Annotated in this window: 15 protein-coding genes; 10 read left to right on the forward strand and 5 right to left on the reverse strand. The window is 66.7% G+C overall.

What is annotated here, in order from left to right; genetic code table 11:
• Positions 1–60 precede the first annotated feature (60 nt).
• The 9 genes from FOC84_RS33180 to FOC84_RS33220 all read left to right on the forward strand — a co-directional run bounded on the left by FOC84_RS33180 (position 61) and on the right by FOC84_RS33220 (position 11,855).
• Positions 61–951 carry a LysR family transcriptional regulator gene (locus FOC84_RS33180; RefSeq protein ID WP_173149846.1) on the forward strand — a complete coding sequence of 297 codons (891 nt, stop codon included), beginning with the start codon at positions 61–63 and terminating at the stop codon, positions 949–951.
• Between the two features lie 219 nt (positions 952–1,170).
• The gene (locus FOC84_RS33185; protein WP_173149848.1) at positions 1,171–2,262 is read left to right on the forward strand and encodes a DUF917 domain-containing protein; all 1,092 of its coding nucleotides are present in this window, start codon (positions 1,171–1,173) and stop codon (positions 2,260–2,262) included.
• A 10-nt stretch (positions 2,263–2,272) separates the two neighbouring features.
• Positions 2,273–3,949: a urocanate hydratase gene (locus FOC84_RS33190; RefSeq protein ID WP_173149850.1), complete on the forward strand. Its 1,677-nt coding sequence runs from the start codon at positions 2,273–2,275 to the stop codon at positions 3,947–3,949.
• Positions 3,950–3,954: 5 nt separating this feature from the next.
• The gene (locus tag FOC84_RS33195) at positions 3,955–5,142 is read left to right on the forward strand and encodes a CaiB/BaiF CoA transferase family protein (RefSeq protein ID WP_254241861.1); all 1,188 of its coding nucleotides are present in this window, start codon (positions 3,955–3,957) and stop codon (positions 5,140–5,142) included.
• Between the two features lie 11 nt (positions 5,143–5,153).
• The gene (locus FOC84_RS33200; RefSeq protein ID WP_173149852.1) at positions 5,154–6,356 is read left to right on the forward strand and encodes an acyl-CoA dehydrogenase family protein; all 1,203 of its coding nucleotides are present in this window, start codon (positions 5,154–5,156) and stop codon (positions 6,354–6,356) included.
• A 9-nt stretch (positions 6,357–6,365) separates the two neighbouring features.
• Complete coding sequence (locus tag FOC84_RS33205; protein ID WP_173149854.1) at positions 6,366–7,502, forward strand: acyl-CoA dehydrogenase family protein; 1,137 nt, start codon at positions 6,366–6,368, stop codon at positions 7,500–7,502.
• Between the two features lie 93 nt (positions 7,503–7,595).
• Positions 7,596–8,936 carry an MFS transporter gene (locus FOC84_RS33210; protein ID WP_173149856.1) on the forward strand — a complete coding sequence of 447 codons (1,341 nt, stop codon included), beginning with the start codon at positions 7,596–7,598 and terminating at the stop codon, positions 8,934–8,936.
• Complete coding sequence (locus tag FOC84_RS33215; RefSeq protein ID WP_173149858.1) at positions 8,929–10,020, forward strand: MBL fold metallo-hydrolase; 1,092 nt, start codon at positions 8,929–8,931, stop codon at positions 10,018–10,020. The genes FOC84_RS33210 and FOC84_RS33215 overlap by 8 nt, the downstream gene beginning before the upstream one ends.
• A gap of 98 nt (positions 10,021–10,118) precedes the next feature.
• On the forward strand, positions 10,119–11,855 hold the full coding sequence (locus FOC84_RS33220) for an HAL/PAL/TAL family ammonia-lyase (protein WP_173149860.1): 1,737 nt from the start codon (positions 10,119–10,121) through the stop codon (positions 11,853–11,855).
• Between the two features lie 29 nt (positions 11,856–11,884).
• Here the strand turns inward: FOC84_RS33220 and FOC84_RS33225 are convergent, their stop codons facing one another.
• The 4 genes from FOC84_RS33225 to FOC84_RS33240 all read right to left on the reverse strand — a co-directional run bounded on the left by FOC84_RS33225 (position 11,885) and on the right by FOC84_RS33240 (position 15,650).
• Positions 11,885–12,478 (reverse strand): 2-hydroxychromene-2-carboxylate isomerase, encoded by a 594-nt coding sequence (locus tag FOC84_RS33225; RefSeq protein ID WP_173149862.1) that lies wholly within the window; start codon positions 12,476–12,478, stop codon positions 11,885–11,887.
• Complete coding sequence (locus tag FOC84_RS33230) at positions 12,475–13,812, reverse strand: MFS transporter (RefSeq protein WP_173150587.1); 1,338 nt, start codon at positions 13,810–13,812, stop codon at positions 12,475–12,477. The genes FOC84_RS33225 and FOC84_RS33230 overlap by 4 nt, the downstream gene beginning before the upstream one ends.
• A gap of 45 nt (positions 13,813–13,857) precedes the next feature.
• Positions 13,858–14,643, reverse strand: coding sequence for an aldolase (locus tag FOC84_RS33235; protein WP_088139915.1), 786 nt, complete (start codon positions 14,641–14,643; stop codon positions 13,858–13,860).
• Between the two features lie 131 nt (positions 14,644–14,774).
• Positions 14,775–15,650, reverse strand: coding sequence for a LysR family transcriptional regulator (locus tag FOC84_RS33240; RefSeq protein ID WP_173149864.1), 876 nt, complete (start codon positions 15,648–15,650; stop codon positions 14,775–14,777).
• Between the two features lie 149 nt (positions 15,651–15,799).
• On the opposite strand from FOC84_RS33240, the gene FOC84_RS33245 reads away from it, so the two are divergent.
• Positions 15,800–16,240 (forward strand): NUDIX hydrolase, encoded by a 441-nt coding sequence (locus tag FOC84_RS33245; protein ID WP_173149866.1) that lies wholly within the window; start codon positions 15,800–15,802, stop codon positions 16,238–16,240.
• On the opposite strand, the gene FOC84_RS33250 is transcribed toward FOC84_RS33245, so the two are convergent.
• Positions 16,237–17,142 (reverse strand): LysR substrate-binding domain-containing protein, encoded by a 906-nt coding sequence (locus FOC84_RS33250; RefSeq protein ID WP_173149868.1) that lies wholly within the window; start codon positions 17,140–17,142, stop codon positions 16,237–16,239. The genes FOC84_RS33245 and FOC84_RS33250 overlap by 4 nt on opposite strands.
• Positions 17,143–17,257 lie beyond the last annotated feature (115 nt).

Raw genomic sequence — 17,257 nt, forward strand, 5'->3', positions numbered from 1 at the left:
GCGGCCATCCAAAACGTCTTATGCTTATATGTGCGTGAGAATTAACATCAGGTTAAGCATATGAAATTGAATCTGCGGCAGATCGAAGTTTTCCGGGCGATCATGCTCAGCGGCTCCATCAGCGGCGCATCCAAGCTTCTGTTCGTGTCCCAGCCCGCGGTCAGCCGGCTCATCGCCTATACGGAGCAGCGCCTGGGGCTGATGCTGTTCCAGCGCATCAAGGGCCGTCTGTATCCCACCCCTGAAGCCCACCGGCTGTTCGTGGAGGTCACGGCGCTGTACCAGAACGTGCAACGCGTGAACGAAGTGGCCGAGAACCTGGCGGAAAACCGCGAAGGCCAACTGCGGCTGTCGTGCAGCCCCAGCCTCGGCCAATCTCTGCTGCCCCGCGCGATCGCGCAGTTCCGGCGGCAATTCCCGGAAGTGCGCATCGTCCTGCAGACCTTGATCCCCACGGTGATGCAGCAGTCGCTGTTGACGCAGCAGGTGGAGCTGGGCGTGGCCTACATGCCGGTGGACCACCCCAGCCTGGCGTGGCAGCCGCTGTACGAGAACCAGATCGTGGCGGTACTGCCCAAAGGGCACCCGCTGGCGGCACGCGGCCGCGTGACGGTGCACGATCTGGCCGAAGAGCCACTGATCGGTTACAGCGCGGACATTCCCTTCGGAATATTGATCAACAAGCTGTTCGGCGGTGAACATGCGCAACCCGAACCACGCATCGAGGTCCAGCAGGCCCACGTCGCCTGCGCCCTGGTCCAAGCCGGCGCCGGCGTAGCGCTGGTGGACGAGATCACGGTGGCCGGGCCGATCTGGTCGGAAGTGGTGACCCTGCCGATCATCGGCACCGTGAACGCGCCGGTCAATGTGTTCCATCTCGAGCTCCAGCCCCTGTCTCGGCTGGCGCTAGCCTTCATCGACGTGCTCCACAAGCTCGACCAGCGCGGCTAAATCAGGCTTCGGCCTCGATCACGCGCCTAGGGATATCCCTCAGGCGCATTCTCCGCTGCGCCACCGCTCCGCTATGAGCGCGCGGGACAATTAACATGATGTTATGTGTAAAGCATAAAAGGTAATACGACATTATCAAACCTGCTTCCTATGATCCCCCCGTCCATCCCGCAACCGTTGCGGGAATCATTGAAATCAGCAATCGGGAGGAAAGGCGTCATGGGAAGAATTTTGACGATGCAAGATGTCGAAGCCGCGGTTCGAGGCGGATCGGTCTTCGCCTGCGGCGGAGGCGGCTGGGCCGAGCATGGGCGTGAGCTGGGCTCGCTTGCCGTCACCATCGGCCGCCCTGAATTGGTGACCATGGACGAGGTGCCGGACGACGCGTGGATTGCCACCGCGGCCGCGATTGGCGCGCCGGGCGGACTCACCGACTGGCAAATGCTGGGCATCGATTACGTCAAGGCCGCTCAGCGGCTGCAGGACGCGCTCGGAGAGCGCGTCTACGGACTGATCATCGGCCAGAACGGCATGTCCAGCACCTTGAACGGCTGGCTGCCCTCCGCCGTGCTGGGCACCAAGGTCGTCGACGCCGTGGGCGACATCCGCGCCCACCCCACCGGCGACATGGGTTCGCTGGGACTGGCAGGCAGCCCCGAACCGATGATCCAGTGCGCCGTGGGCGGCAATCGCGCCAGCAACTCCTATATGGAGCTGACCGTCCATGGCGCCACCGGCAAGGTATCGCCGGTGCTGCGCAAGGCGGCCGACATGGCGGGCGGCTTCATCGCCAGCTGCCGCAATCCGATCCGCGCATCCTACGTGCGCCGCCATGCCGCCCTGGGCGGCATCAGCAAGGCGCTGGCGTTGGGCGAGGCCATCATCGCCGCGCAGCCGCGCGGCGGCAGCGCGGTCATCGACGCAATCTGCAAGGCGACCCAAGGCGAAATCATTGCTTCCGGCAAGGTGGTGCGCAACACCCTGCGCTACACCGAGGAGGCCTTCGACATCGGCACCGTCGAAATCGGCGAAGGCGCGGGCAAGCGCGTGATCCACGTGATGAACGAGCACATGGCCGTGACCGACAGCCACGGCGCACGGGTCGCCTGCTATCCGGACGTGATCACCACCCTGGACGCCGAAGGCAATCCGGTCAGCGCGGGCCAGCTGCGTGTAGGCCTGGAGGTCAGCGTCCTGCACGTGCGCAAGCAGCACATCCCCTTGTCTTCCAGCGTCACCGACCCATCTGTCTACCCCATCGTGGAAAAGGCGCTGGGCATGAACTTCACCGACTACGCATTGGCATCCTGAGGTAAACGGCGTGAAACGAGAATTCAATATCCCCGGCGGCAACACCCTGCGTTGCAAAGGCTGGCGCCAGGAAGCGCTGCTGCGCCTGCTGGAAAACGTGCTGGCGGTGGGTGAAGACCCGGCCAACCTGGTGGTCTACGCCGCGTTGGGCCGCGCCGCGCGCGACTGGCCCGCGCATGACGCCATGGTCCAGGCCTTGATGGAACTGGAGGAAGATCAGACGCTCATTGTCCAATCGGGCAAGCCCATCGGCGTGCTGCGCACGCATCCGCAAGCGCCGATCGTGATCATGGCCAACTGCAACATGGTCGGCCAGTGGGCTCGCGCCGAGAATTTCTACCAGATGGAACGCGACAACCTGATCTGCTGGGGCGGGCTGACGGCGGGCGACTGGCAGTACATCGGCTCGCAGGGCGTGATCCAGGGCACCTACGAGATCTTCTCGCGCATTGCCGAACGCCACTTCGACAACGATCTGCGCGGCCGCTTCATCCTGACGGCGGGCATGGGCGGCATGGGCGGCGCGCAGCCGCTGGCCGGCCGCATGGCGAACGCCGCCATCCTCACCGTGGAAATCAATCCGGAACGCATCGAGAAACGCATCAAGGCGGGTTTCCTCGAACGGCGCGCGGACTCGCTGGACGAGGCCCTGGCGCTGATCCAACAAGCGCAGGCCCGCCGCGAGCCGATCTCGGTGGGTCTGCTGGGCAACGCCGCCGACGTCTACCCCGAAATCCTGGCCCGCGGCATCGTGCCCGATATCGTCACCGACCAGACCTCGGCGCACGACTTGGTCTACGGCTACATTCCCGCCGGGCATACGCTGGAACAAGTGGCCGACATGCGCCGCAATGACGTTCCTGGCCTGATGGACGCCAGCCGCGCCTCCATCGTCCGCCATGTCACCGCGATGTTGGGATTCCAGGACCGGGGCTCGATCGTCTTCGACAACGGCAACCTGATCCGCACCCATGCGAAACAGGGCGGCGTGGAACGCGCCTTCGAGATCCCGGTGTTCACCGAGGCGTTTCTGCGGCCCCTGTTCGCGCGCGCCATCGGTCCGTTCCGCTGGATCGCGCTATCGAACGACGCCGACGACATCCGCAAGATCGACGATTTCCTGCTGCAACGCTTTCCCGACAACTTCATCGTCTCCAACTGGATCCGACTTGCGCGCAAGGAAGTGCCGTTCGAAGGCCTGCCCGCCCGCATCGCCTGGCTGGGACACGGCGAGCGCACCGAGCTGGCGCTGGAAGTGAACCGGATGGTGCGCGAAGGCGTGCTCAGCGCGCCCGTCGCCTTCACGCGGGACCATCTTGACGCCGGCGCCATGGCTCATCCGAACATCATGACGGAAAACATGCGCGACGGTTCCGACGCCATCGCCGACTGGCCGCTGCTCAACGCCATGATCAACTGCTCGTCCAGCGCCGACCTGGTGGCGATCCACTCCGGCGGCGGCGGATACAGCGGCTACATGACCAGCGCCGGCGTCACGGTGGTGGCGGACGGCACCGCGGCCGCCGACCAGCGGCTGCGCCTGTCGATGACCAACGACACGGCCAGCGGCGTGCTGCGGTATGCCGACGCCGGCTACGAGGACGCCCTGGATGAGGTGCGGAAAAAGAACATCGCCCGCATCGACACCGCCCAGTACGCCCACTGCAGCCCTGGACACGGCGACTAGCAACCATGGACAGAAAGATGCTTGAAGGCGTGCGCGTGCTCGATTTCACGCGGGTGCTGGCGGGACCGTACTGCACGGCGATGCTGGCCGACCTGGGCGCCGAGGTCATCAAGGTCGAACCGCCGCAGGGCGACGACCAACGCCACATGGGACGCATGGTGCAAGGCGAAAGCACCAACTTCATCCTCAACAATCGGGGTAAGAAGAGCATCCGGCTGGACCTCAAGCGGGACGAAGGCCGGCGCATCGCGAGGGAGCTGGCCGCCAGGAGCGATGTGCTCATCGAGAACTTCAAGCCGGGCGTGGCCGGCAAGCTGGGGATCGGCTATGCCGAATTGTCCGAGCTGTTCCCGCGGCTGGTGTATTGCAGCATCTCGGGCTTCGGACAGAACGGTCCGAACGCCGCCCGCCCCTCCTACGACGTGGTGGCCCAGGCCATGAGCGGCTTGATGAGCCTGACCGGCGAGGCCGACGGCGCGCCCACCTTGATCGGCGAATCCGTCGGCGACATCTGCGCCGGCATGTTCGCCGCCTGGGGTGTGATGGCGGCGCTGTATGACCGCGAACGCGGCGGACGCGGCAGGCACGTGGACGTGGCGATGTTCGATTCGCTACTGGCGATGCAGCCCACGGCCTTGGCGCAGTATCTGTTCGGCGGCGCGGCGCCGGCGCGCGTCGGCAACCGCCACCCGCTGAGTTCGCCGTTCGGCGCCTACGCGGCCAATGACGGCCATCTGGTGATCGCGGCGGCAAATGACAAGCTGTTTCAGGCGGTCGCGGATACCATCGGCCGCCCCGAGCTGCCGGCCGACCCCCGCTTTCGCACCGATGGCGAGCGCAGCCGAAACGACGCCGAACTGCGTCCGCTGATCGAAGCCTGGAGCAGGACGCTGAGCGTGCAGGAAGCCGTGGCGGCCATGTCTCGCGCCGGCGTCCCGGCGGCGCCCATCCAGGACACCGCGCAGGCAGTCGACAGCGAACAGGCGCGGGTACGCCAGTTGACCACCCGTGCCCCCCACCCTGTCCTGGGAGAGACGGCGCTGGTCGAGCAGCCCGTGCATTTCTCCGGCATGCGGCGAGGCGAACTGGCCACCGCTCCGGCGCTGGGCCAGCACAGCGCTGAGGTATTGGCCCAGGTATTGGGAATGGACGCCAGCGCGATTGAAGGCCTGCGCGCGGCAGGCGTGATCTAAGGAGCATGGGAATGGAAATGCGGTTCAGCCCGGAAGAAGAACGCTTCCGCAGCGAAGTGCGCGATTTCATCGCCGCCAACCTGCCGGCGGACATCCGGCGCAAAGTCGAACTGGGCCTGCGCCTGGAGCGCAGCGATTACACGCGTTGGCAGGACATCCTGGCGGCGCGCGGCTGGTACGCGGTGAACTGGCCGGAACAATACGGCGGCCCCGGCTGGAGTCCGGTGCAGAAGTACCTATTCCAACAGGAGTACGGCGCGCAGCCCTGTCCGCCGCTGGTGCAGTTTGGCGTCAACATGGTCGGCCCGGTGATCTACACCTACGGCAACGAAGCCCAGAAGACCCGCTTCCTGCCGCGCATCCTGGCCAACCAGGACTGGTGGTGCCAGGGATACTCGGAACCCGGATCCGGCTCCGACCTGGCGTCGCTGCGCACGACCGCCGTGCGCGACGGAGATGATTACATCGTCAACGGCTCCAAGATCTGGACCACCTGGGCGCAATGGGCGGATTGGATGTTCGCGCTGGTGCGCACCAGCAAAGAGGAGCGGCCGCAGCAAGGCATCTCCTTCCTGTTGCTGGACCTGCGTTCGCCCGGCATCAGCCAGCGGCCGATACGCATGCTGGACGGTGACGCCGAAGTCAACGAGGTGTTCTTCGACAACGTACGCGTGCCGGCCGCCCAACTGGTGGGAGGCGAAGGCACGGGCTGGTCCTACGGCAAGTTCCTGCTGGAACACGAGCGCTTCGTGATCTCCGGGGTCGCCCGATCCAAGCGTCTGCTGGCACGGGTCAAGGGTGTGGCGCAACGCCTGCCGGACGGCATGGGCGGGAACCGCCTGGACGATCCGGCGCTGCGCTTGCGCGTGGCGGATCTGGAAATGCAGCTGTGCGCGCTCGAATACACCGAATTGCGTTTCCTGAGCGCCATGAATGCCGGGCAGAGCCCCGGCAGCGCCGCCTCGATCCTGAAAATACGCGGCACCGAAATCGAACAGGCCATCAGCGAACTGGCGATGGATTGCCTGGGGGAAGACGCGTTGGCGCTGGACGAGGCGCTGCTGGACAGTCTGAGCGCCGACTCCCAAGCGCTGGGTCCGGATTTCGCGGCCGCAGCGGGCCCGCTGTACTTCAACTTGCGCAAGGTGACGATCTGGGGCGGCTCGAACGAGATCCAGCGCAACATCCTCGCCAAGCACGTGCTGGGATTGTAGGAGACCACGATGGATTTTTCTTTCAACGATCTGCAGCGCATGCTGCATGAAAGCGCCGAAACCTACGCCCGCGACCACGGCGATTTCGAACGTCGGCGCCGCCTCATGGCCAGCGCCGCCGGCTACGCGCAGGAAGACTGGAAGCTGATGGCCGACCTGGGCTGGCTGGCGTTGCTGCTGCCGGAGGAATTAGGCGGCGTGGGCGGCGGACCGGTCGAAACCATGATCATCATGGAAGCGCTGGGCAAGGCGCTGGCGGGCGAGCCCTACCTGTCGACCGCGGTACTTGGCGCCGGATGCCTGCTGCGGCACGGTACGCCCGCGCAGCGCGACGCCTGCCTGGGCCCGCTGGCGCTCGGCGACTACCGGATGGCGCTCGCGCATCGCGAACAGGACTCCCACGAGAACCGTCATGCCGTGGCCCTGCGGGCGCGGCGGGATGGCGCAGGCTATGTATTGGACGGCGCCAAGCAGACTGTGTTCGACGCGCCCGGCGCGCAGGCTTTCATGGTCTCGGCGCGTACGGACGGCGCGTCGTGCGCGCGCGACGGCATCACCATGTTCCTGGTCCCGGCCACTGCCGCCGGTCTCACGCAGCGGCCATTCCGCAGGTTGGACGGCGGCCGCGCCTCGCATCTCGCATTCGAGGGCGTGCGCGTGGACGACGGCGCAGTGCTGGGCCGCCGGGACGATGGCGCAGCGGTGCTGGACGATCTGTACGCGCACGCGATCGGCGCGCTTTGCGGCGAAGCCCTGGGCGCGATGCAGGCGATGCACGACGCCGCGCTCGATTATCTGAAAGTCCGGCGACAGTTCGGCCGTCCCATCGGAACGTTCCAGGCGTTGCAACATCGGCAGGTGGACATGTACACGGCGCTCGAAGAAGCGCGGTCGTTGACCCTGGCCGCCAACATGGCGCTGGCCGAATCCATGCCGGAAGCGGAGCGGCTGCTTTCCATGGCCAAGGCCCAGGTAGGCAAGTCCGCCCGCATCGTCGGGCAAGGCGCCATCCAGCTGCATGGCGGCATCGGCATGACCGAAGAGCTGCAGGTCGGCGCGCACTTCAAACGGACAACCGTGATCGAAGCCATGTTCGGCTCGCGCCAGCACCATCTGGCGCGCCTGATTCAGGACCGGCAGGCATAGCAGCAAGACACAACCGCAGGGCCGAGGGGCAGCGGTTCATTTTTACGTTTTTTCAGAGCGTGCTCCAAGCGCGCATGATTCCAGGGGAAAGAAATGAAAGACATCACGATCAATCCCGGAGCCGGGGTTCCGCCCGGCCGTCCGGCGCATCAGGCCACGGCGCACGAGCGCAGCGGCCGCAAGGCAGTGATTGCCGCGTCGGCCGGCAATGCCCTCGAATGGTATGACTTCACCGTCTATGCCCTGTTCGCGGTCTATATCGGGCAGAACTTCTTCCATAACGCCGATCCCACCGTGCAATTGATGGCTTCGTTCCTGGCCTTCGGCCTGGGCTTCGTGGTGCGGCCCCTGGGCGCGCTGGTGCTGGGTTCCTATGGCGACCGCGCCGGACGCAAGGCAGCGTTGACCTTGACCATCATGCTGATGGCCGTGGGCACGCTGCTGATCGCCGCGGCGCCGCCCTATGCCGCGATCGGCGTGGGCGCCCCCCTATTGATCGTGTGCGGCCGCGTGCTGCAAGGTTTCTCGGCCGGCGGCGAGGTCGGTGGCGCCACCGCCTTCCTGGTCGAGCATGCGCCGGAAGGCAAGCGCGGTCAGTATGCCTCGTGGCTGCAGGCCAGCATGGGCATTTCCAACCTGCTGGGCGCACTGGTCGCTACCCTGGTCACCACGCTGCTGACCGAACAGCAGGTCGGAGAATGGGGTTGGCGCGTGCCGTTCATCATCGGCCTTGCGATCGCGCCTGTCGGCCTGTGGATGCGCCGTGCGCTGGACGAAACGCCGCATTTCCGCGAAGAACAGGCGCGCCAGGCGCGTCAGGGCGACCATGTCAAGGCGCCGCTGCTGTCGGTCCTGCGGGACTATCCCAAGGAGCTGCTGACCGGCCTGTGCATGTCGGTGCTCTGGGCCGTCGGCCCCTACGCGCTGATCATTTTCATGCCCATCTATGTGCAGAAATCGCTGGGGTTCTCCAGTTCACAGGCCTTCACGGCAGCGCTCGTGGGCAATCTGTTCCTGATCGGGGGTTGCGTGTTCTCCGGCACGCTGTCGGACCGTTACGGTCGCCGCACCGTGCTGCGCGCAGCGGCGCTGATCCTGCTGCTCGCGGTCTACCCGCTGATGATGTGGCTGAAGGCATCGCACACCCTGGGCACGCTCATCGTGGTGCAGTCGCTGTTCTGCCTGATGGTGGCCATGTACGTGGGCGTGGCCCCGGCGGCGCTGTCCGAAGTGTTTCCCACCGCCGTGCGCTCTTCGGGCATGTCCCTGTCGTACAACACGGCAGTCACGGTCCTGGGCGGATTCGCCCCCGTCATTCTTACCTGGATCACCTACACCACGGGCGTGGCGTTCGCGCCCGCACTGTACGTCATGGGAGCCAGCGTGGTCGCGCTGATTGCATTGACCGTTCTGCCGCAGGGCCGCCATGTTTAAGGTATCCAAGACACTGGCCGCGGCCGCGGCGCTCGCGCTGGCCGGCTTTTGCTCGACGCCGCTGGCGGCGGAATCGCCGCGGACCACCGAGCTGGTTCTGCTGGGCGTGGCCGGCGGCCCGACCTGGTATGGCGCCGAGTCGCCGCACGGGATTTCTTCGGCAGTGCTGGTGGACGGACGGGCCTACATCGTCGACCTGGGCTCTGGCGCTTACCGCCAGTTGCGCCGCGCCGGCGTCAAACCCGGCGCCGAACAAGCCGTGTTCCTGACCCACCTGCACACCGACCACATCATCGATCTGGCGAACCTGCTGATGTACGACCCGAGCGCCCGCCGCCGCGCCAAGGCGTCCATGCAGATATACGGCCCCGGACGGCGCGGCGTCCTGCCGCCGCTCGCGCCCGGCATGAAGGACGACCCGGTGATCCACGCGGAAAATCCTTCCGCCGGCACGCGCGATCTGGTCGAGTCGGTCATCGCCGGCATGTCGGCCGATCTGAACATACGGGTGCGCAGCGAAGGCGTGCCGGATATCCGGCAGTTCTTCCAGGCTCATGACATCGAGGTTCCGGCCGGCGTGGTCAAGGATCCGAACACCGAACCGGCTCCGCCGATGGATCCGTTTCCCGTCTGGCAGGATGAGCGTGTCAAGGTCAGCGCCATCCTGGTGCCGCACGGTCTGGTGTACCCCAACTTCGCCTACCGCTTCGACACCGCGGCAGGCTCCGTGGTGTTCTCGGGCGATACGGCGGTCAGCGAAAACCTGATCAAGCTGGCCCACGGCGCCGACATCCTGGTGCACGAGGCGATCGACCCGGCCTGGGTCGACCACATCGTCGGCGCCAAGCCCTGGGACGCCCGCCAACAAGCGTTGGCCAAGCAACTGCTGGAGGCCCACACCACGCCGCAGCAAGTGGGCGAAGTCGCCACCCGCGCCGGCGTCAAGACGCTTGTGCTGTCACATCTGGTGCCGGGTGACGCGCCTGCGGAGCATTGGCTGCAGGCGCGCCAGACCTTCCGCGGACCCGTCGTGTTGGGACAGGACCTGCTGCGCCTGCCCCTGGGCGCGCAGCGCCAACCCTAGCCGCCCCGCACGCTTTCCTGCTCCGCCCCGACACCGCGGGCCGCTTGGCGGTCCGCGGCGCCGCCGCGCCCGTTTCTTTCCCCAAGCCAGGAGTCGCAATGTCCATGCAGCACTCGCCGTCCTCCCCTGCCCGGCCGTATCGGGCAGCCATCCGCCGATCCACTGGCATCGCCGCGCTGCTGGGCGTATTGCTCGCGCCCATGGCAGCCGTCGCGGCCGCCTGCGCGCCCATCGTTCTGGACGGCCAGTCGCTTACCCTGGCGCAGATCGAATCCGTGGCCAGGCAAGGCTGCGGCGTGACGCTGGCCGATGAGGCCATGCGGCGCGCGCAACGCTCCTACGACCTGCTGCTGGCCTACGCGCGCCTGGACCGCCCCGTATACGGACTGAACCGGGGGGTCGGGTTGAACAAGGATCAGACCATTTTCAAAGGAGGAGAAATTTCGCCCGAGGTGCGCAGATTGTCGGAGCAGTTCAACCGCAACCTGCTGCGTTCGCACAGCGCGGCCTACGGCGCCGAGGCGCCTCGGGAGCTCACTCGGGCGGCCATGCTCATCCGGCTGAACACCGCGCTGTTCGGCGGCTCCGGATTGCAGCCTGCCGTGCTGCGCCAGTACGCCGAGTTTCTCAATCGCGGCATCACCCCAGTGATGTTCGGCGAAGGCTCGGTCGGCGAAGCCGACATCACGATACTTCCGCAGATCGGGTTGGCGATGATGGGCGAAGGCCAGGCCTATTACCGCGGCCAGCGCTTGCCCGCGGCGCAGGCGTTGCGCCAGGCTGGCCTCGACCCGGTGCAGCCCTTCGGCAAGGACGCCTTGGCCATCGTCAGTTCCAACGCCTACGGCGCCGCCGTCGCGTCGCTGGCGGCGCTGGATGCCGCCAGGTTGCTTGCCCTGGCCGACACCGTCGCCGCACTGTCGCTCGAAGGGCTGAACGGCAACCTGGCGCCGGTACTGTCCGCATCGCAGGCCCAACGCCCCTACGAGGGGCAAGCGAGTACGGCCGGACACATCAGAACCCTATTGCGTGGCAGCTCCCTGTGGCAGCAGGACCCGCAGCGCGCGCTGCAGGATCCATTGAGCTTTCGCACAGTGAGCCAGGCCCACGGCGCGGCGCGAGACATGTTGGATCTGCTGCAGCGGCAACTGCTGCTGCAGATCAACAGTTCCGACGACAACCCCACCGTGGCGCTGGATGCCCAGCCCGGCGAGCATGCCGAAGCTTACGAATTGCAGTTCTACGTCACGGAAGGCCCGGTTCGAGGCGCCGTGCTGCCCAACGCCGGTTTCGATCCCAGCGCCTGGGCACTGCCTTTGCAGGGCATGGGCGTAGCCTTGTCCCAGGTAGCGCAATTGTCTGCCCAGCGCACGCTGCGGCTGACCGACACCGCATTCACGGGCCTCCCCCGGTTTCTCAGCCCGGGCAACGGTGCCATCGGCTATGGCCCGATTCAGAAAACGGTGTCGTCGCTTGCGGCAGAGGTAAGAATGCTGGCGTTGCCGATGGTGACCGACGTGCAGCCCCAGGCTGGAAATATCGAAGACGTGGGAACCAACGCGCCAGCCACGGGCCGCAGGCTGGCCGCCCAGATCGACCGGTTGACGATGCTGCTGGCGGTGGAACTGATGCACGCCGCCCAGGCCGTGGACCTGCGCGTGGCCCAGCGTCCCGATTTCATGGTCGGAGCGGGGACCAGCGCCCTCAAGCGCGAGTTCCGCAAGCAGGTCCCCTACATGGCCGAAGATCGGCGCAACGATGAAGACATCGTCCGCGCCGTTGATTTCCTCGTGCGGCACCGCCAAGCGTTGGCAGGGGCTGGCGCGGCGCCCTGACCCCTGCCGCGCTTGTACGCCGTGGCCGCCTAGGCGGCCACGGCCTCCTCCAGCATCTCCAGCCGGTCCTGGCCCCAGAATACCTCGCCCCGGTACACATAGGCGGGCGATCCGAACACCCCGGCTGCGACCGCGTCGTTGGTGTTGCGGCGGTAGACGGCCTCGATGCCGGGCTCGGCCGCCGCGGCCAGCAGGGCTGGGGCGTCCAGCCCCTGCTGCTCCACGATGGCGCGCAAGGTGGCTGCGTCCGAGATGTCCTGCTCGTCGCACCATTCGGCTTTCAGGATGGCCTTGTACAACGCCGCCACCGGCAGGCCGGCGTGGTCCGCCGCGATGACGATGCGCGAGGCCAGGCTGGCATCCGGGCACATGTAGGCCGGCTGCGGATTGACGTGGGTGTCCAGCTTGCGGCACCAGCGCGCCAGTTCCGCCACCCGGTAGGCCTGGCGTTCGGGCGAACGCAGGCCCAGCAGGATGCCGCCGGTGCGGGCGTAGACCTCCGGCAGGTCCACCGGCAGGTAGCGGATTTCCGCCTGTTGGCGCGCCGCCAGCGCCTCCAGCCTGTCGGCGCCCAGGTAGGCCCAGTCGGAATTCATCCAGAAGTAGTAGTCGATGGTCTTCATGGCGTCCTCAAGTTGGCGCTAGCGGGCACCCGCAGGGCGCTGGCCATGGCGGACTCGCTGCGCATCAGCCAGGCGCTGAACAAGGCGATCACCCCCAGGATGCTCAAGTACCACACCACGTACTGAGGATCGCCCCCGCCCTTGGCCAGCAGCCAGGTCGCCACGATGGGCGCCAGGCCGCCGCCGATGGCGCCGGACACCTGCACCGCTAGCGAAATGCCGGTGTAGCGCACTTCGGCCGGAAACTGGCTGGAGAACAGGGTGCCTTCCGGCCCGTACAGGCAAGCGTAGACCAGACCCACCGCCAGGCATACCGCCAGGATGATCAGGCCGGTGTCGCGGGTACCCAGCAGGTGGAAAAAGACCGGCGCGCAGGCCAGGATGCCCAGGGTGCCAACCATGAACACCCATTTGTGGCCGATCTTGTCGCCCAGCATGCCGAACAGCGGCATGGTGATCAACGCGACGGCCGCGCCCCATATGGTGGCGTCCAGCATGACAGAGCGTGCAATGCCCAGAGTGCCCGTGGCGTAGGCCAGCGAAAAGGTCACCACGGTGTAGAACCAGGTCACTTCCGCCAGCCTCGCGCCCACCACCACCAGCAGCGCGCGGCGATGGTGCTTCAATACCTCGGCCACCGGCACCTCGACCTTGGCGCCCTTCTCCTTCATCTGCTCGAAATCGGGCGACTCGGCCACCTTGACCCGGATGAACCAGCCCACCAGCAGCAGGACCACGCTGGCCAGGAACGGCAGGCGCCAGCCCCAGGCCAGCATGTCGGCCTCGGGCAAGCTGGCGACCGCGCCCATTGCCAGCGACGACAGGATCAGGCCCGGCGCCACGCCGGCTTGCGGCAGGCTGCCGAAGAAGCCCTTCTTGCCCTCCGGCGCGTGCTCCACCGCCATCAGCACCGCTCCGCCCCATTCGCCGCCCACCGCGATCCCTTGCAGGAAGCGCATCAGCACCAGCAGCACGGCGGCCCAGTAGCCGATCTGCTCATACGACGGGATCAGCCCGATCAGGATGGTGGGCACGCCCATCAGCAACAACGTGATCAGCAGCATGGATTTGCGGCCGATCTTGTCGCCGTAATGGCCGAATATCACGCCGCCCAGCGGCCGCGCGAAGAAGCCCACGGAATAGGTGGCGAAAGCCGCCAGCGTGCCCGTCAGCGGGTCGAAGGCAGGAAAGAAGATCTTGTTGAAAATCAGCGCGGCAGCAGTGCCATAAAGGAAAAAGTCGTACCACTCGATCGTGGTCCCCATCATGCTGGCCAGTCCGGCCGTCACGTAATCGCGGCGCGAACGCGCAGCCGCAGGCTTGGTCGTCATCATCATGACTCCCCGAAAAAAGTGCTGGAGGAATGTAGCTGCGCGGTATCAGGCGGCGGGCAGCGGCAAGGGCGGGATGCCATGCGTCTGCCGTGCCCAGTAATTGAACGTCGCGTTGACGATCGAGGGCTTGAGCAGGTAATCGTGCGCCTCGCGCGCCAGTGCGTCGTCCACCGGCGTCAGCGGTCCGAAGGCCTGCGCGCGGATCTGCATGCGCGCCGCGCGTTCCAGGTACACCGACAGGTAGGTCGCCTCCTCGCAGGTAACGCCCGCCGTCAGGTAGCCGTGATGCGCCAGGATGATGGCGCGCTTCTTGCCCAGCGCGCCGGAGATGATCACGCCCTCCTGGTCCGCGATCGGCACGCCCGGCCATTCGCCCAGGAAGGCGCAGTCGTCGTGCAGCGGCGTCATGTCCATCTGCGAGATCACCAGCGGCTGGCGCGCCGCGGCCAGCGCCGAGGCCCAGGGCGAATGCGTGTGGATGATGGACTGCACGTCGGGCCGCGCCTCGTACACCCACAGGTGAAAGCGCGTGGCCGGATTGGCCATGCCCTCGCCCGTCAGCGTATGCAGGTCGCGGTCCACTTCGATGAAGTCGGCCGGCGTGGCTTCGTCAAAGCCCAGGCCGAAGCGCAAGGTCCAGTACGCGCCGGGACGCTGCGAGCGCACGCTGATCTGCCCGGCCAGGCCGGCCTCCTGCTCGGTCATGGCCAGGATGCGACAGGCATAGGCCATGGTTTCCTGGATGCTGCGCGGCACGGCGTGCAGATGGCGCGCCATTTCCTGCGTGGCGCGGGTGTCGAAATAGGATTTCTCTCGTAATGCGGTGCTCATGTCTTCCCCTGTGTATTGCCCGCGCCATCGGCGCCACCGGACGCCGCGCGAGGTATGCACAGTATGGAAAACCCGCCGCGATACAGCCATGCAGCCAGGGTCATAGCTGCTATTCGAGCCTGCCGTGGCGGTTACTGCGCCGCAATGCGGTGCGCGACCGCCAGCAGTTCGCTCACCAGCGGCAGGGGCTGGCGGTTTGCCAGCGTGATGGCAACCACGCGCCGCCGCAAAATGGGGCTATGGACCCGGACCTTGCGCAGGCCATACTCGGTCAGCAGCTTGTCGGGGATGCGGGACGGCAGGATGCAGGCGCCCACGCCCGATGACACCAGCTTGAGCATGGCGTCTATGGTTTCGGCCTCGGCCACGAACTCCGGCTCCAGCCCCGCGCTATGGATCATCTTGCGCAGCGCGTAATGCGGCGGAAAGCCCACCAGCCGCAGGTCCATGCCGGCCAGGTCGACATCGTCCGGCAGTTGCACATCGCCGCGCACGATCAGGCACATCTCGTCGTCGAACAGCGTGGCCGACGCCAGGTTGTCCGAGGCGACCGCCGCGTCGTAGACGAAGCCCACGTCCGCCTTGCCGCTTTCCACCAGCGCCACCACCTCGGGCGAACTGCGCCCCATCACGGACAGGTTCACGTGTTCATGGCTGCTGACGAAACTGGCCACCACCTCGGCCATGAAGTAGTAGCTGAGCGTATGCACGGTGGCGAGCCGGACCGTTCCCTGCGTCACGCCTTCGCGCTGGCGCACCGCCTCCAGCACCCGGTCGATGTTCTTGTACGCAGGCTGGATACCGTCGAGCAGCCGCGCGCCCGCCTCGGTCAGTTCCACCCCGCGGCCGGTGCGCACGAACAGCGGCTTGCCCACGTGGGCTTCCAGCGCCGCCAGTTGCCGGCTCAGCCCTGACTGGGTCTGGTCCAGGTCCTCCGCCGCGCGCGATAGCGATTTGAGTTCCGCAATGCGCAAGAAATAGCGCAACTGCCGGTCCGGTGTATCCATGCTGCCCTCCCGCCCCCTTTTCGATGCGCTCATGTCGGCGCGGCTGACAGTGTGCACCAGGGACCGGTTCGGCACTACGGGGATTTGCGCTAAGCCCGGGTTGGCGTACCCTGGCATACCCAGGCCCCAGTTGCATCAAGGAACCCCGCATGACCGCGCCCCCGCCCCAACGTCCCATCGCGGCCACCATCGCCGCCGTCGTGCGCGACGGCTGTGTGCTGCTGGTGCGCCGCGCCAACCCGCCTGACCAGGGCCGCTGGGCCTTCCCCGGCGGCAAGATCGACGCGGGCGAAGGCGTGCTTGCCGCGGCCGCGCGTGAACTGCTGGAAGAGACCGGCGTGCGCGCGGAACCACTGCACGTGTTCGATGCGGTGGACGTCTATGACCGCGACGATGCGGGCGCGCTGCGCCGCCACTTCATCCTGATCGCGGTGCTGTGCCGCTGGCAATCCGGCGAACCGGTGGCGGGCGACGATGCCGCCGACGCCCGCTGGGTATCGCTGGAAGCATTGGACGATCACTCGCTCGCGGCCAGCTTCGGCGTGGCGGAACTGGCGCACAAGGCGGCGGCCCTGTCGGCTGCGCGCTAGCGCCTCGGGCTGGCGCCCCCCAAACCGCTTTCCAGCAGCCAATCCCGGAACACCCGCGCCTTGTCCGGCAAGGCGCCCCTGCCCGGCCATACCAGGTAGTAGCCGAAGTCCTCCAGCCAGGCGTCGCCGGCCAGCCGGACCAGGCGTGCGGCCGCCAATTCATCCTGCACCATCGCCACGGGCAGCAGGCCCGCGCCCTGGCCGGCGGCTACGGCCTGCAGCAGCAGGCTGCCATCATCGAAGGCAGGCCCCCTCGGCATGCCTGCGTCCTCCACGCCCTGGGCCGCGAACCACAGTTGCCAGCCGTTGCGCGCTTCGTCATGCACGCGTGGCCAGCGCAGCAGCTCCCGCGCGCCGCCTGGCATGCCCAGCTTCGCCACCAAGGCGGCCGATGCCACCGGCACGACCTCCACGGTCAGCAGGTGTTCGCTTTGCAGTCCCGCATAGCGGCCCAGCCCGTGGCGGATGGCGATGTCCGCGCCGTCCCGGCCGAAAGCCGCCAGCGCGTTGCTGGTGACGACCTGCAGGTCGATCTCCGGATGGCGGGCATGGAAGCCGTGCAGCCTGGGGATCAGCCAGGCCGATGCGAAGAACGCGGTGGTGCTGACGGTGAGCACGCGGCTCTCGGGCGGCAGGGCGATGCGGGCCGACGCCGCGAGGATCTGGCGGAAGGCATTGCGCACCGGCGGCAGGAAACCGTGGCCGGCGTCCGTCAGCTGAATGCCGCGGTTCACGCGCAGGAACAGCGCCACGCCCAGGTGCTGCTCCAGCGATTTGATCATCTGGCTGACCGCGCCCGGCGTCACGCACAGTTCCTGCGCCGCGTCCTTCACGGAGAGATGGCGGGCCGCAGCCTCGAAGGCGCGCAGCGCGTTAAGGGGAGGCAGTCGCTGAACGGTCATGGCCCAAGAAATTGATGATTTAGTTTTTCTAATTCAATTCGAATAGAAATCATGGTTTGTCGCACCGCCTCTCAGGCATTAGTCTGACTGGGTTACTGGCGACCGCATGATGGAT

It is taken from the genome of Achromobacter pestifer, assembly GCF_013267355.1.
Lineage (GTDB): Bacteria > Pseudomonadota > Gammaproteobacteria > Burkholderiales > Burkholderiaceae_B > Achromobacter > Achromobacter pestifer_A.